At 65.6% G+C, this 20,613-nt stretch carries 20 protein-coding genes and 1 tRNA gene; 9 read left to right on the plus strand and 12 right to left on the minus strand.

Going from position 1 to position 20,613, the window contains the following annotated elements:
• Window positions 1-149 precede the first annotated feature (149 nt).
• A complete protein-coding gene (locus G474_RS0109940; RefSeq protein WP_026686842.1) occupies window positions 150-1,823 on the minus strand; it encodes a methyl-accepting chemotaxis protein in 1,674 nt (557 codons plus the stop codon).
• A gap of 185 nt (window positions 1,824-2,008) precedes the next feature.
• Here G474_RS0109940 and G474_RS0109945 point away from each other — a divergent pair, with 185 nt between their 5' ends.
• Both G474_RS0109945 and ccoG read left to right on the plus strand, forming a co-directional pair.
• On the plus strand, window positions 2,009-3,454 hold the full coding sequence (locus G474_RS0109945) for an aminotransferase-like domain-containing protein (protein WP_026686843.1): 1,446 nt from the start codon (window positions 2,009-2,011) through the stop codon (window positions 3,452-3,454).
• 61 nt (window positions 3,455-3,515) lie between these two features.
• Complete coding sequence (gene ccoG, locus G474_RS0109950; protein WP_026686844.1) at window positions 3,516-4,901, plus strand: cytochrome c oxidase accessory protein CcoG; 1,386 nt, start codon at window positions 3,516-3,518, stop codon at window positions 4,899-4,901.
• 61 nt (window positions 4,902-4,962) lie between these two features.
• Here ccoG and G474_RS0109955 read toward each other — a convergent pair whose 3' ends face one another.
• The 3 genes from G474_RS0109955 to G474_RS20360 all read right to left on the minus strand — a co-directional run bounded on the left by G474_RS0109955 (window position 4,963) and on the right by G474_RS20360 (window position 6,840).
• Window positions 4,963-5,910, minus strand: coding sequence for a restriction endonuclease (locus tag G474_RS0109955; RefSeq protein ID WP_026686845.1), 948 nt, complete (start codon window positions 5,908-5,910; stop codon window positions 4,963-4,965).
• A gap of 246 nt (window positions 5,911-6,156) precedes the next feature.
• A tRNA-Gly gene (locus G474_RS0109960) sits at window positions 6,157-6,230 on the minus strand.
• 88 nt (window positions 6,231-6,318) lie between these two features.
• The gene (locus G474_RS20360; protein WP_051282202.1) at window positions 6,319-6,840 is read right to left on the minus strand and encodes a flavin reductase family protein; all 522 of its coding nucleotides are present in this window, start codon (window positions 6,838-6,840) and stop codon (window positions 6,319-6,321) included.
• Window positions 6,841-6,898: 58 nt separating this feature from the next.
• Between G474_RS20360 and mutY the strand changes: the two genes are divergently transcribed.
• A complete protein-coding gene (gene mutY, locus G474_RS0109970; RefSeq protein ID WP_026686846.1) occupies window positions 6,899-7,936 on the plus strand; it encodes an A/G-specific adenine glycosylase in 1,038 nt (345 codons plus the stop codon).
• 30 nt (window positions 7,937-7,966) lie between these two features.
• Here mutY and G474_RS0109975 read toward each other — a convergent pair whose 3' ends face one another.
• Genes G474_RS0109975 through rapZ form a run of 4 tightly spaced genes read right to left on the minus strand, consistent with a single transcriptional unit; the run spans window position 7,967 to window position 10,342 of the window.
• Window positions 7,967-8,596 (minus strand): flavin prenyltransferase UbiX, encoded by a 630-nt coding sequence (locus tag G474_RS0109975; protein WP_026686847.1) that lies wholly within the window; start codon window positions 8,594-8,596, stop codon window positions 7,967-7,969.
• Window positions 8,580-9,122, minus strand: a complete 543-nt coding sequence (locus G474_RS20365; protein ID WP_026686848.1) for a Gx transporter family protein — start codon at window positions 9,120-9,122, stop codon at window positions 8,580-8,582. Before G474_RS20365 ends, G474_RS0109975 begins: the two co-directional genes overlap by 17 nt.
• Window positions 9,103-9,477, minus strand: a complete 375-nt coding sequence (locus tag G474_RS0109985; RefSeq protein ID WP_026686849.1) for a NusG domain II-containing protein — start codon at window positions 9,475-9,477, stop codon at window positions 9,103-9,105. The genes G474_RS20365 and G474_RS0109985 overlap by 20 nt, the downstream gene beginning before the upstream one ends.
• A 10-nt stretch (window positions 9,478-9,487) precedes the next feature.
• On the minus strand, window positions 9,488-10,342 hold the full coding sequence (gene rapZ, locus G474_RS0109990; RefSeq protein ID WP_026686850.1) for an RNase adapter RapZ: 855 nt from the start codon (window positions 10,340-10,342) through the stop codon (window positions 9,488-9,490).
• A gap of 103 nt (window positions 10,343-10,445) precedes the next feature.
• Here rapZ and G474_RS0109995 point away from each other — a divergent pair, with 103 nt between their 5' ends.
• Both G474_RS0109995 and G474_RS0110000 read left to right on the plus strand, forming a co-directional pair.
• On the plus strand, window positions 10,446-11,606 hold the full coding sequence (locus G474_RS0109995; protein ID WP_026686851.1) for a M20 aminoacylase family protein: 1,161 nt from the start codon (window positions 10,446-10,448) through the stop codon (window positions 11,604-11,606).
• 163 nt (window positions 11,607-11,769) lie between these two features.
• A complete protein-coding gene (locus G474_RS0110000) occupies window positions 11,770-13,113 on the plus strand; it encodes a KamA family radical SAM protein (protein ID WP_026686852.1) in 1,344 nt (447 codons plus the stop codon).
• A 16-nt stretch (window positions 13,114-13,129) separates the two neighbouring features.
• On the opposite strand, the gene G474_RS22760 is transcribed toward G474_RS0110000, so the two are convergent.
• Window positions 13,130-13,306, minus strand: coding sequence for a DUF1289 domain-containing protein (locus G474_RS22760; RefSeq protein WP_084513699.1), 177 nt, complete (start codon window positions 13,304-13,306; stop codon window positions 13,130-13,132).
• Between the two features lie 110 nt (window positions 13,307-13,416).
• Between G474_RS22760 and G474_RS0110010 the strand changes: the two genes are divergently transcribed.
• Window positions 13,417-13,881, plus strand: coding sequence for a Spy/CpxP family protein refolding chaperone (locus G474_RS0110010; protein WP_026686853.1), 465 nt, complete (start codon window positions 13,417-13,419; stop codon window positions 13,879-13,881).
• A gap of 34 nt (window positions 13,882-13,915) precedes the next feature.
• On the opposite strand, the gene G474_RS0110015 is transcribed toward G474_RS0110010, so the two are convergent.
• Together G474_RS0110015 and G474_RS0110020 are read right to left on the minus strand one after the other, a co-directional pair.
• The gene (locus tag G474_RS0110015) at window positions 13,916-14,113 is read right to left on the minus strand and encodes a DUF1289 domain-containing protein (protein WP_026686854.1); all 198 of its coding nucleotides are present in this window, start codon (window positions 14,111-14,113) and stop codon (window positions 13,916-13,918) included.
• Complete coding sequence (locus G474_RS0110020; protein ID WP_043463959.1) at window positions 14,104-15,045, minus strand: hydroxymethylglutaryl-CoA lyase; 942 nt, start codon at window positions 15,043-15,045, stop codon at window positions 14,104-14,106. The genes G474_RS0110015 and G474_RS0110020 overlap by 10 nt, the downstream gene beginning before the upstream one ends.
• 55 nt (window positions 15,046-15,100) lie before the next feature.
• Between G474_RS0110020 and G474_RS0110025 the strand changes: the two genes are divergently transcribed.
• Complete coding sequence (locus G474_RS0110025; RefSeq protein WP_026686856.1) at window positions 15,101-16,129, plus strand: MBL fold metallo-hydrolase; 1,029 nt, start codon at window positions 15,101-15,103, stop codon at window positions 16,127-16,129.
• A 24-nt stretch (window positions 16,130-16,153) separates the two neighbouring features.
• Window positions 16,154-17,983, plus strand: coding sequence for a class I poly(R)-hydroxyalkanoic acid synthase (phaC, locus tag G474_RS0110030; protein ID WP_026686857.1), 1,830 nt, complete (start codon window positions 16,154-16,156; stop codon window positions 17,981-17,983).
• 52 nt (window positions 17,984-18,035) lie between these two features.
• Here the strand turns inward: phaC and G474_RS0110035 are convergent, their stop codons facing one another.
• Window positions 18,036-18,986, minus strand: coding sequence for a TerC family protein (locus G474_RS0110035; RefSeq protein ID WP_026686858.1), 951 nt, complete (start codon window positions 18,984-18,986; stop codon window positions 18,036-18,038).
• A 297-nt stretch (window positions 18,987-19,283) separates the two neighbouring features.
• Here G474_RS0110035 and G474_RS0110040 point away from each other — a divergent pair, with 297 nt between their 5' ends.
• Entirely contained in the window at window positions 19,284-20,609 is a 1,326-nt protein-coding gene (locus G474_RS0110040) for a hemolysin family protein (protein ID WP_026686859.1), read from the plus strand.
• Window positions 20,610-20,613 lie beyond the last annotated feature (4 nt).

A 20,613-nucleotide genomic window follows, 5' to 3' on the forward strand; every position in this document is an offset into this window, starting at 1 on the left:
AAATATAAATCAGGGTTTCTTAATCCGTAGGTCACAGTTCGAATCTGTGACAACCCACCAGAATTCAAACGGCCTCCAGCAATGGAGGCCGTTTTGCTGTGGGCGTCCGGTCCCTGCCGGGGCTGGCTCACCAGCCCCCCAGTCCTGGTTTACAGCTTGAACTGGCGCACCACTTCCTGCAGGCTGGCGGCGCGGCTGGAGAGGCTCTGGGCGGCCGTGGCCGACTGGCGCACGGCGATGCTGTTGGTTTCGCTCATGTTGGCGATCTGCTCCACGTTTTTGGCAATCTCGGTGCTGGCCGAGGACTGTTCCCCCAGGGCGATGGAGATATCCGAGACGGAGTTGATCACCTGGGCCGAGGAGCTGTCGATGGTGGCGATGGCTTCGCCCGCCTTGCCGGCCAGCTCGATGCTGGAGTGCACGGCCGTCACCTGGTGCTCCATGCTGGCGACCGCCTGACCCGTGCCGGAAGTGATCTTGTCGACGATGCGGGTGATGTCCTGGGTCGAGGCCGAGGTGCGTTCCGCGAGCTTGCGCACCTCGTCGGCCACCACCGCGAAGCCGCGGCCCTGTTCCCCGGCCCGGGCTGCTTCAATGGCGGCATTGAGGGCCAGCAGGTTGGTCTGTTCGGCAACTTCCTTGATCAGGCCGACGACGGAGGAAATCTCCCGGGTGTGGTGGCCCAGTTCCCGTACCACCTCGGCGGCGGCGGAGACGGAGCTGGCCATGTCCTGGATGTTGCCGACCACCTGTTCGATCACGGCCTTGCCTTCCCGGGAAGCCTGTCCGGAAAGTTCGGCCATGTGCCGGGCGTCCCCGGCCGAGTCGGAGACGTGGGCGATGCTCACGGTCATTTCTTCCACCGAAGCGGCCATGGAGGAGGCGGCCCGGGATTGTTCCTCGCTGGCTTCGGCGATGCTGCCGGCGTTGCCCGAGAGCTGTTCGCTGGCGGTGGCGATGTGCTGGGAGCTGGTGCCGATGGTGTCGATCATCTTCCTGAGTTGCTCCACCATGTAGTGGAGGGAATGCAGCAGGCTGCTGTCGTCCCCGGGGCGCAGCTCGATGCGGACCGACAGGTCCCCATGGGCCACCCGGGCCAGGGTGGCGCTGGCGTAGGCCGGTTCGCCTCCCAGCTGGCCCATGACCGAACGGTAGATCAGCAGGCCGGTGGCGGCACCCACCAGGAGGCCGATGATCACCAGGATCACGGTCAGCACGATGGCCTGGTTGGCCGTGGCCGAGGCTTCCCGGGAAAATTCCAGAGCCTCCTTGAGCTGACGCTGGGCCATTTCATCAAGCAGGGTGCCCAGGGCGTTGGAGGCGGGCAGCATGGTCTTGTAATGGCGCTCGTAATCCGCCATCAGGGCGGCGAACTCCGCCGGGCCGGCGCTCTTGAGCTGCTCCACCGTGGCATCAAGAGCGACGTAGGTCTTGCGCCAGTTGTCCAGAGCTCCCAGCAGGGCGGTGTACTGGGCCTGGGCTTCAGGGCTCTCCCGGGGCAGGGCAGCCAGTTCCCCCTGCAGACGGTCTATGGTGTTCCAGGAGGCCTGGCGTTCCTTGCTGATCCGGGTCAGCAGTTCCTGGGCGTCCTGGGAGTGTCCCTTGAGGGCCAGCAGGTTGAGGGTCTGGGCCCGGATGCGCAGCCGTTCCAGGTTGATGTTGCCGTAGGTGGCGGTGGCGGGCAGGCGCCGGTCGGCCAGCTCGGCCACGTCCTGCTTGGTCTGGTTTTCGCTGAAGACGGCGAAGGAGCCGACGATCAGCAGTACCACCAGCGTGATGCCGAAGCCAAGGATGAGCAGGGTGCTCAGGCGCAGATTTTTCATTCTCGAGTTCTCCCGTGAGGTCTTTTCTTGTGAATCCTGCAGTCGTCCTGGCCGGGCAAGCGGTTTGGGGCGGAGCGGCCGGCGGGGCGTCGGGACGATTCGTCAATATATTCGCAATAGTCGATTATCGATAGGGCCAGCAGCCTTGAATGGAGCCCGTTCCCGGCTCCTGCTAGCATGGGCGGGTGAGCCTTTACCAAGACCTTGCCGCCCAGACCGCCAGCCTGATCACCCAGGGCATCCTCCGCGCCGGGGAGCGCCTGCCATCGGTGCGCCAGGTGTGCCGCAGCCATGGGGTAAGCCCGATCACCGTCACCCAGGCCTATCACCTGCTCGAAAGTCAGGGGCTGGTGGAGGCCAGGCCCAAGTCTGGCTACTTCGTGCGCGCCCGCCTGGGCCTGCCGGAACCCCACATGACCCGGCCTGAGTCGGTATCCACGGCCCTGCAGGTGAGTGACTTCATCTTCCAGATCCTCGACAGCGTCAGGGACCCGGCCATCGTGCCCCTGGGTTCCAGCTTTCCTTCCCCGACGCTCTTTCCCTTCGACAAGCTGGGCCGGCATCTGGCCAGTGCCGCCCGCCGCTTCGACCCGGCCTCCACCCTTTCCGACCTGCCTCCCGGCAACGAGGAACTGCGCCGCCAGCTGGCCCTGCGCTATCTGGCCCGGGGGGCCCAGGTGTCGCCCCAGGAGATCGTCATCACCTCGGGGGCCATGGAGGGCCTCAACCTCTGCCTGCAGGCGGTGACCCGGCCCGGGGACCTGATCGCGGTGGAATCCCCCACCTTCTATGCCGGCCTCCAGGCGGCCGAACGGCTGGGGCTGCAGGTGGTGGAAATTCCCAGCCATCCCCGGGAAGGAGTGAGCCTGACGGCCCTGGCCCGGGTTCTGGAGGAGCACCCGGTCAAGGCCTGCCTGTTCATGCTCAACTTCGCCAATCCCACCGGCAGCCAGGTGACGGACGCGGCCAAGGCCGCCCTGGTGGAATTGCTGCGGCGCCACCAGGTTCCCCTGATCGAGGACGACGTCTATGGGGAGCTCTATTTCGATCCCCGGCCTCCGGCTTGTAGCAAGAGCAGCGACACGGACGGGCTGGTGCTGCACGTGTCCTCCTTTTCCAAGTGCCTGGCCCCGGGCTACCGGCTCGGCTGGGTGGCCGCCGGACGCTATGCCCGCCAGCTGCAGCGGCAGAAGCTGGCCAGTAGCCTGGCCACCACGGTCCCGGTGCAGATTGCCCTGGCCGACTATCTCAAGCACGGCGCCTACGAAGCCCATCTGCGCCAGTTGCGCCAGCGCCTGGCGGTCCAGGAAGCGGCGCTGGCCGCCGGAGTGGCCCGCCATTTTCCGGAAGGCACCCGCCTGGCCCGGCCCCGGGGCGGCTATTTCCTGTGGCTGGAGCTGCCGGAGGCGGCGGATACCCTGCAGCTCCTGCAGGATGCTCTGGCCTGCGGCATCAGCATCGCCCCGGGGCCGATCTTTTCCCCGCGGCGGGAGTTTGCCAATTACCTGCGCCTCAACTTCGGCCATCCGGATCGGGAAGCGCGTCAGGAGGCTGCCCTGGCAACCCTGGGGCGGCTGCTGGCCCGGCAGTTGCAGGGGGGATCTGTGCCTATGAAAAATACGCTGATCTGAATCTGTTCCTGTCTGGCCCCCGATGATTTACTGGCGGCCATCATCAGACAGGAGCCAGGACATGGGAGCAAGCGGCAGCAAGGCCAGGGAAGCACGGGTGGAGTTCTACCGCCAGAAAGGGAAAATCCACGCCAGGGCCGTCCAGGGGCCTTTCAACAGCCTGCGCTGGGCCCTGGTCTGGATCACCCAGGGCATCTTCTTCGGGGCCTGCTGGCTCCAGTGGGAGGGGCCCGAAGGCCTGCGTCAGGCGGTCCTGTTCGACATCGCCCACGAAAAGCTCTACCTGTTCGGCCTGGTGCTCTGGCCCCAGGACGCCCTGCTCCTGGCCCTGGTGCTGATCCTGGCGGCCACCGGCCTGTTCCTGGTCACCGCCCTGGGCGGCCGGCTGTTCTGCGGCTTTGCCTGCCCCCAGACCGTGTATACGGCCATCTTCACCTGGCTGGAGGCCCGGGTGGAAGGCGATCACTTGGCCCGCCGCAAGTTGGACCAGAGCCCCGCCAGTGCCCGGAAATGGCGGCTGAAATCCCTCAAGCACGGCCTGTGGCTGGGCTTTTCCCTGGTCACGGCGATTACCTTCGTGGGCTACTTCACCCCCATCCGGGAACTGCTGCCGGCCCTGGCGCAGTTCCAGGTCGGCCCCTGGGAAGCCTTCTGGCTGCTGTTCTACGCCGCCTTCACCTATGTCCAGGCGGGACTGGCCCGGGAGGCCGTCTGCCAGCACATGTGCCCCTATTCCCGCTTCCAGGGGGTGATGTTCGACCCGGCCACCCGCAACGTGGCCTATGACCGGCAACGGGGCGAGCCCCGCCAGGCGGGCCGTCAGGCTGGCGGTGACTGTGTCGATTGCGGCATCTGCGTCCAGGTCTGCCCGGTGGGCATAGACATCCGCGACGGGCTGCAATACCAGTGCATCAACTGCGGTCTGTGCATCGATGCCTGCAACCAGGTCATGGACAAGCTGGGCCTGCCCCCGGGTCTGATCCGCTTTGCCTCGGAGCAGGAACTGGCCGTTCCCGCCGCGCCCCGCCCGGCGCCCCTGCGGCCCCGGGTGGCGGTGTATGGCAGCCTGTTCCTGGTATTCGTCCTGCTCGGCGCCTGGACCCTGGCCGAACGCTCCCTGGTCCTGGTGGACGTGCTGCGGGACCGTCATGTCCTGATGCGGGAAACCGCCGACGGCCGCATCGAGAACGCCTACACCCTGAAGCTGATGAACCTGGACGACACGCCGCGCACCTACCGGATTTCCGTGGCCGGTCTCCCTGGCCTGGAACTGGTGGGTGAACGGGATTTCGAAGTGGCCGCCGGAGGCATCCGGCCCGTGTCGGTAACCGTCGCCACTGCTGCCGGCCAGCACCCTTCAGGAGCGCAACCCATCCTGTTCCAGGTCGCCGCCCTGAACGCCCCCGCCACCCGGGCAGAGGAAAAAAGCCGCTTCATGCTGCCGTGAGGGGCGGGGGCCTGGGGGCTGCTGGTGGGTAAGAAGCGGACTCTGGCTAAAGAGTACCTGCTCAGACTGAGTCACCCTCGAAGTAATCCGAGTCGACCCGCTTGATTTCGAAGCGACTGACTGGAGATACCCCGACGTTATGGTCGACCATCAGGGCTGCCAGCTGTTCGCCCCCGATGAGGATGATCTTCGAAGGAATGATCCCCGCGTACTCCTGTGCTTCTCGGGAGAAGCCGGAAGTTGTGATGAAGACCCCCTTGTTTGCACGCTGGCCTTGAAGGGCTCCGGCGAATTTCTGGATTTCCGGGCGGCCGACGGTTCCCTCCCAACGTTTGGCCTGTACGTAGATCACGTCGAGGCCGAGCTTGTCTTCCTTGATGATCCCGTCAATGCCGCCATCGCCGCTTCTGCCTACCGCCTTTCCTGCGTCCCGGCGCGAGCCTCCATAGCCCATGGCGACCAGCAGATCGATGACCAGGCGCTCGAAGAAGGCAGGCGTGGCGGCCTTTACCTGCTCCAGTACTTCTGCTTCCAGATTGCTGCGCAGCCGCTGATAGGCTTGCGAGAACAGCTCCTCTGGTGTGGCCTCGGGTACTGTCGATGCAGGAGAGAGAGGGGCCAAAGTCGTGGGGAGATCGGGCTGCAACCCGCCTTTCTCCTCACTCCGCCGCGACCTGAATGCGCGAAATTCCTCATAATTTTCAAGCGTGGAGGCGTCGATCAGGTCCGGATTGGTTCCGAGAAGCTCCGTTCCCCGCAGCGTGATCCGGAAATAGCCGCGTCGGGTTGTATCGATCAATCCTGCCTGTTTGAGATAGGTTTTGGCCCACCCGACCCGGTTGTCGAACATGGGTGCCGTACCGCTGGGAAGCATCGTGGCGCGCTCTTGATCGGACAACTGGAACTCGGCCGCCAGCTGCTCGACCGCATCGCGGAAACGATGCTCGCTGCCGTCAGCAGCCAGGCGCAAGAGCGGCAGCATCAGGGTCTGATAGTCGGGAATGGACATGATGAAGTGGAGATGGACGTGTGTTTATGAATTCAACATTGATGGTGCACTGGGGATGGTAGCCGAATTTCCATGCTTAACCGTGGGGGAGGGAGTCGTGATCTGAAATAGGGTCCGCCCAGGAGAGCGCTGGGCGGGCAGCAGAAGGCTGGATCGTAACCTGCTCTTTCGAGCAGAAAGCAAAAAAGCCAACCGGCTTCGGTTGGCTTTTTATTTTACAGATCAACGACCTGAGAGAATTCGATGTGGAGCGGGCGATGGGAATCGAACCCACGGCTCTAGCTTGGGAAGCTAGGGTATTACCATTATACGACGCCCGCTCTGGGCCAATGGCGGAGGCATCGGCGTGAAGCGAAGGCGGATTGTATGCTGCCTTGGCTCCGGGTTCAATGGTCAGGCAGGCAATTTTTAGGCCTGCAATTGCCGGTAGCGGCCACCGTGGAAGAGCAGGGGAGGGATGCCGGGATTGGCTTCGAAGCGTTCCACGTGGCCCACGAAGATCAGGTGGTCGCCGCCGGGGTAGTGGAATTCGTTGCGGATCTGAAAGCTGGCGTGGCAGCCGGGCAGGAGGGGGGCGCCGCCCAGGCCGGGGGTCCAGGGAATGCTGGAGAACTTGTCTTCCTGGCGGGTGGCGAAGTGGTTGGAGAGGGCTTCCTGCTCCAGGGCAAGGATGTTCACCGCGTAGTGGCTGGCGCGCTGGAAGCCTTCCAGGTTGGGAGAGCTGGTGGCCAGGCTCCACAGCACCAGGGGCGGCTCCAGGGAGACGGAGCTGAAGGAATTGATGGTCAGCCCCATCAGGGCGCCGTCGGGCCCCTGGGCGGTGACCACCGCAACTCCGGTGGCAAAGCAGCCCAGGGCATTGCGGAAGGCGCGGCTGTCGAAACCGGCGGGGGTGACGGGCTGATCCGGAGGCAGTACGGTGGCGGTCATGGCGGGGGGGCGAAAAAAAGCGCGTATTATCCGCCCCTTAGCGAAATGTTGTCGACCTATGGATGCAATCACCGGGGCCTCTGCCCCGTCCTTTTCCGCCCGGGTGGTGGCCTGGCAGCGCCAGGCCGGGCGCCATGACCTGCCCTGGCAGGGCGGGCGGGACCCTTATCCCATCTGGCTTTCCGAGATCATGCTGCAGCAGACCCAGGTGAGCACGGTGCTGGGCTACTTCCAGCGCTTCCTGGAGCGTTTTCCCCATGTGGCGAGCCTGGCCGCCGCGCCCCAGGAAGAGGTTCTGGCCCTCTGGGCCGGTCTGGGCTACTACGCCCGGGCCCGCAACCTGCATGCCTGCGCCATCCGGGTGGTGCAGGAGCATGGGGGGCGCTTTCCGGACACGGCGGCGGGCCTGGCGGCCTTGCCGGGCATAGGCCGGTCCACGGCCGCGGCCATTGCCGCCTTTGCCTACGGGGAGCGGGCAGCGATCCTGGACGGGAACGTGAAGCGGGTCCTGTGCCGGCATTTTGCCGTGGAGGGGGTTCCTGTGGGGGCGGTGGAAAAAAGTCTCTGGAGCCTGGCCGAGACCCTGCTCCCGGCTTCTCCCGAGATGGGCGCCTATACCCAGGGGCTGATGGATCTGGGCGCCACCTTGTGCTTGCGCCGCAATCCCCGCTGCGGGCCCTGTCCCCTGGCGGCCACCTGCCTGGCCCGGGCCCAGGGCCGGCAGGACAGCCTGCCCACCCCCAAGGCGGCCCGGGCCCAGCCCCGGCGCCAGGCGGTGTTCCTGCTGCTTACCGATGGCCGGGAAATCCTGCTGCAGCGGCGGCCTTCCGCCGGCATCTGGGGCGGTCTGCTGGCCCTGCCCGAGGGGCTGGACCTGCTGCCCCGGCTGGGGCTGGCGGACCGGGAGCTGCTGCCCCTGGCGCCCCGGGAGCATGTGTTCACCCACTTTCGCCTGGAAATCCAGCCCCTGCTTTGCCGGGTGGAACATCTGCCGGCCTTTGCCGGGGAGCCGGGGCTGGTGCGCCTCCCCCTGGAGGAGGCCCGCCAGGCCGGGGTGCCGGCGCCGGTGGCGCGCTTGCTCGACGAGCTGGCCTGAATGGCCTGAAGCCGGCAGGCCTCCGGCCGTTCAGTTCTCGGTTGCCGCGGCTTCGCCCCAGCGGGCCATCAGGGTGTGGGGCACCCGCAGTTGGTCGAGGATGCGGGCCACGACGAAATCCACCAGGTCCTCCACCCGCCGGGGGTGGTGGTAAAAGCCGGGGCTGGGCGGCAGGATCACGGCGCCGGCCCGGTTGAGGCGCAGCATGTTTTCCAGGTGGATGGCGGAGAAGGGGGTTTCCCGGGGGACCAGGACCAGCTTCCGGCCTTCCTTGAGGACCACGTCGGCGGCCCGCTCGATCAGCTTGTCCGCCAGGCCCTGGGCGATGGCGGCCAGGCTGCCCATGGAGCAGGGGCAGATCACCATGGCGTCGGGGGGGTTGGAGCCCGAGGCCACCGGGGCGAACCATTCCTCCCGGCCATAGACTTCGAGGCAGCCGGGCAGGTCCGGGTAGCGGGCCAGCAGCATGGCCCGGGCCTCGGCGGGGCGGGCCGGCAGCTCCAGTTCCAGTTCCTGGCGGGCCACGATCTGGGCGGCCTGGGAATAGAGCAACTGCACCCGCAGGCCGGCGCCCAGCAGGCATTCCAGCAGGCGCAGGCCGTAGGGCAGGCCTGAGGCTCCGGTAAAGGCGAGACAGACGGTTTCAGGGACGGGATTCATGGGGGGCTTCCTCGGGAAATTCCTGCAGCAGGCGGCAGACCACCAGGCCGTTGATGATGCCGAACACCAGGGCGGCCAGGGCAAAGACCGGGACCAGGCGGAACAGGCCGTCGTGGGGGATCAGCCAGACCCGGGCCAGGGCCAGTTGTCCGGCGATGTGGGCGAAGCTGGCCAGGAGGCTCCAGCTCACCGGCCCGAACAGTCGTCCGGGTAGCCAGCGGGCCAGGGCCAGCACGGCCAGGCTGGTGATGGCGCCGGTCAGGCTGAGAAAGAAGCCGGGGGCCAGGAACTGGCCCAGGAGCAGGCTGCCGGCCACGACCCGGAGGCCGCTCACCCAGGCGGCGGCGCTCCAGCCGTAACGGGCCAGCACCATCAGGGTGACGATGTTGGCCAGGCCGGGCTTGACCCCGGGCAGGGGCATGGGAATGGCGGCGTCTACCAGGGAGAGGCCCACCGCGGCGGCGGCCAGGCGGGCGATGCGCACGTCGTCGGCGCCGACCTTGAGTTCAGTAACTGAGGGAGTCATAGGGGGATTGGCTGCCGGTAATGGCGAGGCTGACCCGGTTGGGGGCGCAGATGGCGATTTCCCCGGCCTGGGAGAGCCAGCCCTGGCGGACGCAGTACTGACGCAGGCCCGGGTCGGCGGCCACCCGGGCGCGCCCTTTTTCCACCTGGATGCGGGTCGGGCCCAGGGGGCCCGGGACGACGATCTCCCGGGGTTTGTCCAGGGCCACTTCCATGAAGACCTGGCCTTCCAGGCGCACCACCGCCTTGTCCCCCTGGCCGCCCTGCCAGAGCAGGGGAAAGCTGGCGGCTACTCCCAGGGCAGCGCCCAGGGCCAGCAGCCAGTCCCCCGGGCGCAGCAGGCGCAGCCAGGTCATGGGCCGGGGCTCAGCCACCCTGGCCGGCCAGGGTCCGGTGCCGGACCAGGACCCGGGGGGCCTGGCCGTTGAACTGGCGGCCCAGCCATTCGGCCAGATACACCGAGCGGTGCTGGCCGCCGGTACAGCCGATGGCCACGGTCAGGTAGGCCCGGTTGTCCTTCTGGTAGGCGGGCAGCCAGGTGGCCACGAAGCGGCGGATGTCCTCGCGCATCTGCAGCACCTGGGGCTCGGCTTCGAGGAACTGCACCACCGGCTCGTCCTTGCCGGTCAGGGGGCGCAGTTCCGGGTCGTAGTAGGGGTTGGGCAGACAGCGCACGTCGAACACTAGGTCCCCGTCCTGGGGCAGACCGTGCTTGAAGCCGAAGGACTGGAACAGCAGGGTGAGTCCCTCGTTGATGGGGGCCTCGGTGGCCTGGAGCACCCATTCCCGCAGGGCGGCGGGTTTCAGGTAGGAGGTGTCGAGGCGGTGGCCCAGATCGGTGATGGGCTGCAGCAGGCGCCGCTCCTCACCTATGGCCTCCATCAGGGTGCGGGTCTCGGAGCCCAGGGGGTGGCGTCGGCGGGTTTCGGAGAAACGCTTGATCAACACCTCGTCCTGGGCGTCCAGGAACAGGAAGGTGAGCTTGTGCTCCCGCTCCTGGAGCCGCTGGATCCGTTCCGGCAGTTTGTCCATGCCGCCCCCGGAGCGGGCGTCGATGGCGATGGCCGCCCGGGCGACGCCTTCGTCGTCGAGCAGGTTCACCAGCACCCCCAGCATCACCACCGGCATGTTGTCCACGCAGTAATAGCCCCGGTCTTCCAGCACGCGCAGGGCCACGGATTTGCCGGAGCCGGAGAGGCCGCTGATGAGGACGAGTTCCATGGGGAGTGAATGCCGTAGTCGGGAAGGTGCACCATAGCGAAGCACCGCTTCCCGGGCAAGGCGAGGCATAATGAAGGGCCTGTTTTGCTGCTGCCGGATACCCATGAAACTGCTCGACATTCCCTTCCTCGCTGAACTGGCCGCCCTGCGTCGGGACATCCACGCCCATCCGGAACTGGCTTTCCATGAGCAGCGGACCGCCGACATCGTGGCCCGGGAACTGGAGCGCTATGGCCTGGAAGTGCATCGGGGCCTGGCCCGGACCGGGGTGGTGGGCCTGCTCAGGGCCGGCTCCGGCCGGCGCATGATCGGTCTGCGGGCCGACATGGACGCCCTGCCGCTCAACGAACTGAACGAATTTCCCCATCACTCCAAGCACCCGGGCCGCATGCATGCCTGCGGCCACGACGGCCATACCGCCCTGCTCCTGGGGGCGGCCCGCTATCTGGCCGAGCACCCGGATTTCGACGGTACGGTGGCCTTCATCTTCCAGCCCGCCGAGGAAGCCGAGGGGGGCGCGGCGGTGATGATCGAGGACGGCCTGTTCGAGAAATTCCCGGTGGAATCCGTCTATGGCCTGCACAACTGGCCCGGGATTCCCGTGGGCGAGATGGCCATCATGCCAGGGCCGGTGATGGCCGGCACCTGCGGCTTCGAGGTCACGGTGCGCGGCCACGGCTGCCATGCGGCCATGCCGCACCAGGGGGTGGATACCATCGTCGCCGCCAGCCATCTGGTCCAGGCCCTGCAGACGGTGACGGCCCGCAACCTGCATCCCTGCGAGTCGGCAGTGGTCAGCGTCACCCAGTTCCACTCCGGTTCCGCCTGGAACATCATTCCCGAAGAGGCGGTGCTGCGTGGCACCATCCGCAGCTTCAAGCCGGAGGTCCAGGAGCTGGTGGAGCGCTCTATCGAGCGCCTCTGCAGCGGCGTGGCCTCCGCCTACGGGGCCCAGATCGGGGTGAGCTTCGAGCACCGCTACCCGCCCACGGTGAATACGGCCCCCGAAACCGAAGCCTGCCGCCGGGCGGCACGCGGCTTCCTGGGCGAGGACAAGGTCCAGATCGATGCCCTGCCTTCCATGGGGGCCGAGGACTTCGCCTACATGCTGCGGGAAAAACCGGGCTGCTATGTCTGGCTGGGCAATGGTCCGGGAACCGGCGGCTGCACCCTGCACAATCCTCATTACGACTTCAACGACGACGCTCTGCCGGTGGGCATCACCTACTGGGTGCGGCTGGTAGAGCAGCTCCTGGGGCGCTGATCCTCCGCGGTTCATGGCGACGTTTCATCACTGTTACATAAATATATTTGTATAAAAAAGATTGTCGTAACTATAATTCGGAGCCATTGAACCCGTGTCCGGCAGCGCCAGCCCATTGGCGCCCCAGTTGCACGCCGCCGGACCCCAAGAGAAGGAGAAAGCCATGAATGCCCATGTGCGTCCCCGGCTCCTGCAGGCTCCCGCAGCCGGGCAGTTTTCCCACCAGCCTTTCCAGGTCTACACCCAGCGGGATCTGGAGCGGATCGCTCCCCTGAGCCAGCTGCCCGCAGCCTTCCGCTTCGACATGCAGGTGGTGTCCACCGTCTTGCCTTTCCGGGTGAACCAGTACGTGATCGACGAATTGATCGACTGGGAGCGGGTGCCCGACGATCCCATCTTCCAGCTCACCTTTCCCCAGCGGGGCATGCTCGAACCCCACCATTTCGACCTGATCGCCGATCTGCTCCGGGGCGGGGCCGAGCCGGCCCTGATGCAGGAGGCCGTGGCCCAGGTGCGGGCCGAGCTGAATCCCCACCCGGCCGGGCAGATGGAGCTCAATATGCCTACGGACGAAGCGGGCAACCGCCTGGAGGGCATCCAGCACAAATACCGGGAAACCGTGCTGTTCTTCCCCTGCCAGGGGCAGACCTGTCATGCCTACTGCACCTTCTGCTTCCGCTGGGCCCAGTTCGTGGGGGACAAGACCCTGCGTATTGCCAGCAGCGAGTCCGCCGCCCTGCTGCGTTACCTGCGCAGCCATCCGGAAGTCACCGACCTGCTCGTCACCGGCGGCGATCCCATGGTGATGAAGACCAAGCATCTGGCCACCTACCTGGAGCCCCTGCTGGCGCCGGAGTTCGACCACCTCCAGACCGTGCGCATCGGCACCAAGGCCCTGTCCTTCTGGCCGCACCGCTTCCTCGGGGCCGAAGACGCCGATGATCTGCTCCGGCTTCTGGAGCGGCTGCAGCAAGGGGGCAAGCACGTGGCCTTGATGGCCCACTTCAATCACTGGCGGGAGCTGGAAACCCCGGCCGTGCGGGAAGCCATCCGCCGCCTGCGCGATACGGGGGTGCAGATCCGTTGCCAGGGTCCCCTGGTGGCGCACATCAACGACGATCCCCAGGTCTGGCGCCGCCTGTGGAATACCCAGGTCAGCCTGGGGCTGATGCCCTACTACCTGTTCGTGGAGCGGGATACCGGGGCCAGGAACTACTTCGAGGTGCCCCTGGTGCGGGCCTGGGAAATCTATCGCCAGGCGGTGCAGGGGGTTTCCGGCCTGGGGCGCACGGCCCGGGGACCGAGCATGAGCGCCAGCCCCGGCAAGGTGGAAATCCAGGGGGTGACCGAGGTGGCTGGGGAAAAGGTATTCGTGCTGCGCTTCATCCAGGCCCGCAATCCCGAGTGGGTGCAGCAACCCTTCTTTGCCCGTTTCGATCCAGAGGCCACCTGGTTTGACCAGCTACGCCCGGCCTTCGGGGCGGAGCAGTTCTTCTTCGAGCAGTGATTGGCCTGTTGGGGCATCAGGAGGCCGGCGCCCGGAGGCTGGCCTCTTCATTTTCCGCACCCCCGTGGATGCCGGCGGGTTCATGGACGATGCCCGGGCTCTCCAGCGGGGGGCGGCCGCAGCCCAGGCAATAGCCGGAATCCGGGTCCGGCGTGCAGATGCCGACGCAGGGGTAGAGTTCTTCGCTGTCCATGGGGCCTCCTTACAAACGGAAACAAAGGGTGGAGTGGTGGAAATAAGTGCCTTACAACTGGCGTCTTAAATGGAGTCCGTCACAAGACCAAAGTTCAACAGGAGAAAACCATGAACACCACCCGCAAGATCATTGTAACGACCCTCGCCGCAGCCGCTATCACCCTGGGGGCTGCCGGTCCCGCCCTGGCCTACAAGGGCGACTGCGGTCCCATGGGTCACGGCTGGGATGACGGCCCCAAGGCCGAGCGCATGAAGGAACGCATGCAGGCCCGCCAGGATGCGCTGCACAAGAGTCTGAAGCTGACGGAGGCCCAGGAACCTGCCTGGAAGGCCTTTACCGACAAGGCCGGCCCCAAGGCCGACTGGAAGCGTCCGGACCCCGAGGCCATGGCCAAGCTCACCGCTCCCGAGCGCATGGAAAAGATGCTGGAGATGTCCAAGCAGCATCAAACCCTGATGACCGAGCGCCTGGAAGCCATGAAGACCTTCTACGCGGTGCTGACCCCGGAACAGAAGAAGGTTTTCGATGAGCACCACGCCGGCTCCCGCCGGGGTGGGCAGGGCAAGCGCTGATTCCCTTGGGGATAGGCGCCAGGAGTCCGGCGGCCTAAGCGCTGCCGGGCTCGCCGGTCCGGGGATCCCCTTCCTCGCGTCTCCGGGCCACGACGGCCAGCACCGCAAGGCGCTGGCCGTCGTCCATTTGTGACCAGGCGGCGATTTCCTCAAGACTGCGCCAGCAGCCCAGGCAGTAGCCGTTGTCGGGGTTCAGGCGGCACAGGCCGGTGCAGGGGGAGGCTACTGGCATGCCGGCACCCCTGATGCCTGGCTGCGCGCCACCCGGGAAGCGCTTTCCCGGCCCAGCTGGGCCGTGATGAACTGGCCGGCGGCCAGCAGTTTTGCCATATCCACCCCGGTGTCCACACCCAGACCCTGGAGCAGGTAGAGCACGTCCTCGGTGGCCACGTTGCCCGCCGCGCCGGGGGCGTAGGGACAGCCGCCCAGGCCGGCCACGGCGGTGTCGAAGGTGCTGAGTCCGAACTCCAGGGAAGCGTAGATGTTGGTGACGGCCATGCCCCGGGTGTCGTGGTAGTGGCCGGCCAGGCGGCTGAGCGGCACCCGCCGGGCGCAGGCTTCCAGCATGGGCAGGATGCTGCCCGGGGTGCCCACCCCTATGGTGTCGCCCAGGGATATCTCGTAGCAGCCCAATTCCAGCAGCTCGCCCGCCACCGCCGCCACGGTCTCGGGCGTCACTTCCCCCTGATAGGGGCAGCCGGCCACGCAGGAGACGTAACCCCGTACCGGAATTTCCAGGGCCTGGGCGGCCGCAGCCACCGGCGCCAGGCGTTTCAGGCTTTCGCGGATGGAGGCGTTGGTATTCCTGCGGCTGAATTCCTCCGAAGCTGCGGTAAAGATGGCCACCTCCGTGGCGCCGGCTTCCAGGGCCGTGTCGAAGCCCTTCAGGTTGGGGACCAGCACCGGGTAACGCACCCCGGGCCGGGGCCGCAGACCCTGCAGCACGGCGGCTCCGTCGGCCATCTGCGGCACCCAGCGGGGAGAAACGAAGGCGGCGGCCTCGATGCGGGTGAGCCCCGCGTCCGCCAGCCGTTCTATGAGTTCCACCTTGGTGCTGGTGGGAATGGCCTGGGCGATGTTCTGCAGGCCATCCCGGGGCGAAACCTCCACCAGTTGTACCCGGGCGGGCAGATGCGGGAAACGGGCTTGTAAGGGTGGTGTCATTATTCCTTCCCGGGCCTGTGGTAAGTTGACCGGGATTTTACGCGTACTGTGCTGCATGAACCCTTCTTTGCCCCTGGTCTTTCCTTTTGCCGCGCCACCTCCGCCCGCCACCTGGCTGGAGCTGGATGAGGATATCCGCTGGCTGCGCATGCCGCTGCCCTTTGCCCTGGATCACATCAATCTCTGGCTGCTGCGGGACGGTCCCGGCTGGGCCCTGGTGGATACCGGCTATGCCCTGCCCGAGGTGAAGCAGACCTGGGAAGGGATACTGGCGACGCTGGACGCACCCCTGACCCGCATCATCGCCACCCATTTTCATCCCGACCATCTGGGCCTGGCCCGCTGGCTGCAGGAGCGGACCGGGGTGCCGCTCTACATGACCGCCGGGGAATACCTGACGGCCCATGCCATGTGGCATGAAGTCGGGGGCCACGGCCCGCAACCCATGCTGGAACAGTTCCGCAGCCACGGGCTGGGGGCGGCGGGGCTGGCGGCCCTGGCGGAACGGGGCAATGCTTACCGCAAGGGCGTGGAGGGGCTGCCCGTCACCTATGAACGGCTGCTGGAAGGGGAGCTCCTGTCCCTGGGCGGACGCTCCTGGCGCATCATCTGCGGCCAGGGCCATTCCCCCGAACATGCTTCCCTTTACTGTGCGGAACAGGGCGTGTTAATTTCCGGCGACATGCTGCTGCCCAAGATAAGCACCAATGTCAGCGTCTTTGCCGTGAATCCGACGGCCGATGTGCTGGGGCTGTATCTGGCTTCCCTGCAGCGCCTGCAGGCCCAGGTGCCGGAGCCGGCGCTGATCCTGCCCTCCCATGGCCTGCCCTTCCGGGGCCTGGGGCAGCGGGTGGCGGAGCTGCTGGAACATCATGAGACGCGGCTGTGTCTGCTGGAAGAGAACTGCGCTGTTCCCAGGAGCGCCGGGGATCTGCTGAGCACCCTGTTTCCCCGCCCCCTGGATACCCATCAAACCATGTTTGCCATGGGCGAGGCCATCGCCCATCTCAATCATCTGGAAAAGGCCGGCCGGCTGCAGCGCAGTACCGGTGCCGACGGCAAAATCCTTTACCTGCGGGTCTGACCCGCCAACCAGGAGCTCCAACCCATGTCCCAACAGAACGCAGAACAGGATCAAACCCTGCCCAATCCCGCAGAAATGGCCAAGACCTACGCCGAAGTGGCCCAGCGGGCTTCGCGCATCCTCACCCATTTCATGGAGAAGAAGGCCAAGGACGGCATTGCCGCTCCCAACGACGAGCTGGGCGTGGCCCGGGCTTTCATGGACATGTCGTCGCGCCTGCTGGCCAACCCCTACAAGCTGGCCCAGACCCAGATGAACATGATGTGGGACTACTTCTCCCTGTGGCAGCACACCACGCTGAAGATGCTGGGCATGCCCATCCAGCCGGTGGCGGCGCCCCGTAAGGATGACAAGCGCTTCAAGGACGAGGAATGGGAACAGCACTTCCTGTTCGACTTCATGAAGCAGTCCTACCTGATCACCGCCCGGCACCTGCATGACACGGTCTGCTGTGTGGATGGCCTGGATGAAGCCACCCAGCAGAAGGTGAATTTCTTCACCCGCCAGTACATCGATGCCCTGTCCCCCTCCAACTTTGCCCTTACCAATCCCGAAGTGTTCCGGGAAACCGTGAAGTCCCACGGCCAGAACCTGATCAAGGGCCTGGACAACCTGCTCCAGGACATGGAAGCCGGCGAAGGTCAGCTGCGCATCCGCATGACCGACACCAATGCCTTCGAACTGGGCAAGAATGTGGCTACCACGCCCGGCAAGGTGGTGTTCCAGAATGACCTGTTCCAGCTGATCCAGTACAGCCCCACCACGGAAAAGCAGTACAAGAAACCCTTCCTGATCGTGCCGCCCTGGATCAACAAGTACTACATCCTGGACCTGCGCGAGAAGAACTCCATGGTCAAGTGGGCCACCGACCAGGGCCACACCACCTACATCATGTCCTGGGTGAACCCGGACGAGAAGCTGGCCCACAAGAGCTTCGAGGACTATCTGCTGGAAGGCTCCCTGACCGCCATCGACAAGGTGTTGGAAGACACGGGCGAGAAGCAGCTGAACATGGCCGGCTACTGCCTGGGCGGCACCCTGCTCATGAGCACCCTGGCCTACATGGCCGCCAAGAAGGACAACCGGGTTGCTTCCGCCACCTTCTTCACCACCATGCTGGACTTCTCCGAGCCCGGCGAGCTGGGCATTTTCCTGGACCGCGGTGCCGTGGCCGGCCTGGAGGAGCGCATGAACGAGCGGGGCTATCTGGAAGGTTCCGAGATGGCCACCACCTTCAACCTGCTGCGCGCCAACGACCTGATCTGGTCCTTCGTGGTGAACAACTACCTGATGGGCAAGCAGCCCTTCCCCTTCGACCTGCTGTACTGGAACAGTGATTCCACCCGCATGCCGGCGGCCATGCACAGCTTCTACCTGCGCAACATGTATCTGGACAACAAGCTGAAGGAGCCGGGCGGCATCACCCTGGACGGGGTGCCCATCGACATCCGCAAGGTGAAGACCCCCTGCTACTTCATCTCCACCATCGAAGACCACATCGCTCCCTGGAAGAGCACCTACATGGGTGCCCGTCTGCCCGCCGGTCCGGTGCGCTTCGTGGTGGGCGGCTCCGGCCACATCGCCGGCATCGTCAATCCCCCGGCCGCCAACAAGTATGGCTACTGGATCAATGACACCAAGACCCTGCCCGAAAGTCCGGAAGACTATCTGGCCGGCGCCACCCAGTATGGCGGTTCCTGGTGGACCAACTGGCATGAGTGGGTTACGGCCCTGCCCGGTGGTGCCGAACAGGTTCCGGCCCGCCAGCCGGGCACCCGCGCCCTGCAGCCCCTGGATGATGCGCCTGGGGCCTACGTGAAGCTGCGCCTGGATACCATGAAGAAGGCCGACTGATCCTGTAACGGATCCGTGTCATCAGGAAGGGGCGCCGTGGCGCCCCTTTTTTTCACTCCTGCTTCGCCGTGTGGCGCAGGCTGAGGGCTACGGACAGGGTGAGGATGGCGGCGATCACCCCCAGGGAGATGCCGATGGGAATCTTGATCCATTCCACGATCAGCATCTTGGTGCCGATGAACAGCAGGATCGCGGCCAGGCCGTATTTCAGCAGGGCGAAACGGTCGCCCAGGTCGGCCAGCAGGAAGTACATGGCGCGCAGGCCGAGGATGGCGAACAGGTTGGAGGTGAGCACGATGAAGGGGTCGGTGGTGATGGCGAAGATGGCGGGAATGCTGTCCACCGCGAAGATCACGTCGGAGATTTCCACCAGCACCAGGGCGAGCAGCAAGGGCGTGGCATGGCGCACACCGTCGCGCGTCACGAAGAAGCGCTCCCCTTCGAGCTTTTCCGTGATCGGGTAGTGGTTGCGCACCCAGCGGATCACGGGGTTCTTGCCCAGGTCCGGGTCATGCTCGGCAAACCACAGCATCTTGATGCCGGTGACGATCAGGAAGGCGCCGAACAGGTAGAGGATCCAGTGGAATTCCTGGATCAGCCAGCTGCCCGTGAAGATCATCACCGTACGCATGACGATGGCCCCGACGATGCCGTACAGCAGCACCCGGCGCTGCAGTTCCAGGGGCACGGCGAAGAAGGAGAACACCATCATCCAGACGAAGACGTTGTCCACCGCCAGGGATTTCTCCACCAGGTAGCCGGTGAGGAACTGGGTGGCCTTTTCGTTGGCGATGGCAATGCCGGCCGTGTCCTTGAGATACCACCACAGTCCGGCGTTGAAGAGCAGGGCGGCGCTGACCCAGGCCACGGACCAGCCGGCGGCCTCCTTGAGGGATACCTTGTGCTGCTTGCCGCCATTGAAGAGAAACAGATCCGCGGCCAGCATGACCACGACAATGAGGGCGAATACCCCCCACATCCACCAGGTTCCTACGGATTCCATGAGTACTCCAGAAAAGGAAAAAACGGTCTGCGCCGGAAGGCCCAGGCCGTTTTCTTGGCGGGGCGCCCTGCCTTGCAGCGGCAACCGAAGTTGCCCGGCGCGACCGGGCGGTACCCGGGCTGACGATGCGGCGGCAAAAAGGGAATCCCCTGAGTGGGCCGGAGTTTAATCGGCCTCATCTGTGGGCGGGGCCGGTAAAAATTTAGCTTTTGTCAGCAATAATCTGGCCCCGGGGCGAGGTCAGCGGCCATAATGACGCGCTGATTCACACCCGCACGCGCAAGGGCGTGCAGAAAAATGGAAGTTGCCCTACTGCTGGTCCTGGTCATCCTCAATGGCCTGTTTGCCATGTCCGAAATCGCCCTGGTCACGGCCCGCAAGGCCAGGTTGCAGAAATACATCGATGAGGGCGACACGGCGGCCAAGGCTGCCGTCAAGCTGGGGGAAGACCCCACCGCCTTCCTCTCCACCATCCAGATCGGCATCACCTCCATCGGCATCCTCAACGGTATCGTCGGTGAGGCCGCCCTGGCCCAGCCCTTTGCCCTCTGGCTACAGGGCCTGGGCGTAGACAGCGATGCCTCCGGCTACCTGGCCACCGGCCTGGTGGTGCTGACCATCACCTATTTTTCCATCGTGCTCGGGGAGCTGGTGCCCAAGCGCCTGGGCCAGTTGAGCCCGGAAGGCATTGCCCGTCTGGTGGCCCGGCCCATGACTTGGCTGGCCAGCATCTCCCGGCCCTTCGTGCGCCTGCTCTCCGGTTCCACCCACCTGGTGCTGCGGCTGATGGGGGTGCGTGACAACGGCGCGCCCAAGGTCACGGAGGAGGAAATCCACGCCATGCTGGCCGAGGGGTCCGACGCAGGGGTCATCGAACGCCAGGAGCACCAGATGGTGCGCAACGTGTTCCGCCTGGACGACCGGCAGATCACCTCCCTGATGGTGCCCCGCAGCGAGCTGGTGTACCTGGACGTGAACGCCCCCTGGGATGAGAACCTGCGCATCATCGAAACCTCCGAGCGCTCCCGCTTTCCCGTGGTGCGGGGCGGGCTGGACAACATTCTCGGGGTGATCAACGCCCGGCAGCTGCTCACCGCCAGTCTCCGGGGTCAGGTGCCGGATCTCACCCAGGGCCTGCAGTCCCCGGTCTATCTGCCCGAGAGCCTGACCGGCATGGAGCTGCTGGAGAACATCCGCGCCTCCGGGGTGCAGCTCACCTTCATCATCGATGAGTACGGCGAGGTCCAGGGCATCGTCACCCTGCAGGACGTGATGGAAGCCATCACCGGCGAATTCAAGCCCAACCGGGCCGAGGATGCCTGGGCGGTGCAGCGGGAGGATGGCTCCTGGCTGCTGGATGGCCTGATCCCGGTGCCGGAGCTGAAGGACCGGCTCGATCTGAAACATGTGCCGGAAGAGGAAAAGCAGCGCTACCACACCCTGAGCGGCATGCTGATGCTGCTCCTGGGCAAGGTGCCCCAGACGGCGGACAAGGTGGAATGGGCCGGCTGGTCCCTGGAAATCGTGGACATGGACGGCAAGCGCATCGATAAGGTGCTGGCGGCCCGCCTGCCTGAACCCGAAGACGAGCTTCCGGTGGAAGGGGAAACTCCGGCGGCCTGAAGCC

It is taken from the genome of Azovibrio restrictus DSM 23866, from assembly GCF_000429665.1.
In the GTDB taxonomy this organism is placed as follows: Bacteria; Pseudomonadota; Gammaproteobacteria; order Burkholderiales; family Rhodocyclaceae; genus Azovibrio; species Azovibrio restrictus.

Bases quoted from the DNA above. Each gene is read 5' to 3' on its own strand.
- G474_RS0109940 (WP_026686842.1), bottom strand. From the start codon at position 1,823: ATGAAAAATCTGCGCCTGAGCACCCTGCTCATCCTTGGCTTCGGCATC.
- ccoG (WP_026686844.1), top strand. From the start codon at position 3,516: ATGGGAGCAAGCGGCAGCAAGGCCAGGGAAGCACGGGTGGAGTTCTAC.
- G474_RS0109955 (WP_026686845.1), bottom strand. From the start codon at position 5,910: ATGTCCATTCCCGACTATCAGACCCTGATGCTGCCGCTCTTGCGCCTG.
- G474_RS20360 (WP_051282202.1), bottom strand. From the start codon at position 6,840: ATGACCGCCACCGTACTGCCTCCGGATCAGCCCGTCACCCCCGCCGGT.
- mutY (WP_026686846.1), top strand. From the start codon at position 6,899: ATGGATGCAATCACCGGGGCCTCTGCCCCGTCCTTTTCCGCCCGGGTG.
- G474_RS0109975 (WP_026686847.1), bottom strand. From the start codon at position 8,596: ATGAATCCCGTCCCTGAAACCGTCTGTCTCGCCTTTACCGGAGCCTCA.
- G474_RS20365 (WP_026686848.1), bottom strand. From the start codon at position 9,122: ATGACTCCCTCAGTTACTGAACTCAAGGTCGGCGCCGACGACGTGCGC.
- G474_RS0109985 (WP_026686849.1), bottom strand. From the start codon at position 9,477: ATGACCTGGCTGCGCCTGCTGCGCCCGGGGGACTGGCTGCTGGCCCTG.
- rapZ (WP_026686850.1), bottom strand. From the start codon at position 10,342: ATGGAACTCGTCCTCATCAGCGGCCTCTCCGGCTCCGGCAAATCCGTG.
- G474_RS0109995 (WP_026686851.1), top strand. From the start codon at position 10,446: ATGAAACTGCTCGACATTCCCTTCCTCGCTGAACTGGCCGCCCTGCGT.
- G474_RS0110000 (WP_026686852.1), top strand. From the start codon at position 11,770: ATGAATGCCCATGTGCGTCCCCGGCTCCTGCAGGCTCCCGCAGCCGGG.
- G474_RS22760 (WP_084513699.1), bottom strand. From the start codon at position 13,306: ATGGACAGCGAAGAACTCTACCCCTGCGTCGGCATCTGCACGCCGGAC.
- G474_RS0110010 (WP_026686853.1), top strand. From the start codon at position 13,417: ATGAACACCACCCGCAAGATCATTGTAACGACCCTCGCCGCAGCCGCT.
- G474_RS0110015 (WP_026686854.1), bottom strand. From the start codon at position 14,113: ATGCCAGTAGCCTCCCCCTGCACCGGCCTGTGCCGCCTGAACCCCGAC.
- G474_RS0110020 (WP_043463959.1), bottom strand. From the start codon at position 15,045: ATGACACCACCCTTACAAGCCCGTTTCCCGCATCTGCCCGCCCGGGTA.
- G474_RS0110025 (WP_026686856.1), top strand. From the start codon at position 15,101: ATGAACCCTTCTTTGCCCCTGGTCTTTCCTTTTGCCGCGCCACCTCCG.
- phaC (WP_026686857.1), top strand. From the start codon at position 16,154: ATGTCCCAACAGAACGCAGAACAGGATCAAACCCTGCCCAATCCCGCA.
- G474_RS0110035 (WP_026686858.1), bottom strand. From the start codon at position 18,986: ATGGAATCCGTAGGAACCTGGTGGATGTGGGGGGTATTCGCCCTCATT.
- G474_RS0110040 (WP_026686859.1), top strand. From the start codon at position 19,284: ATGGAAGTTGCCCTACTGCTGGTCCTGGTCATCCTCAATGGCCTGTTT.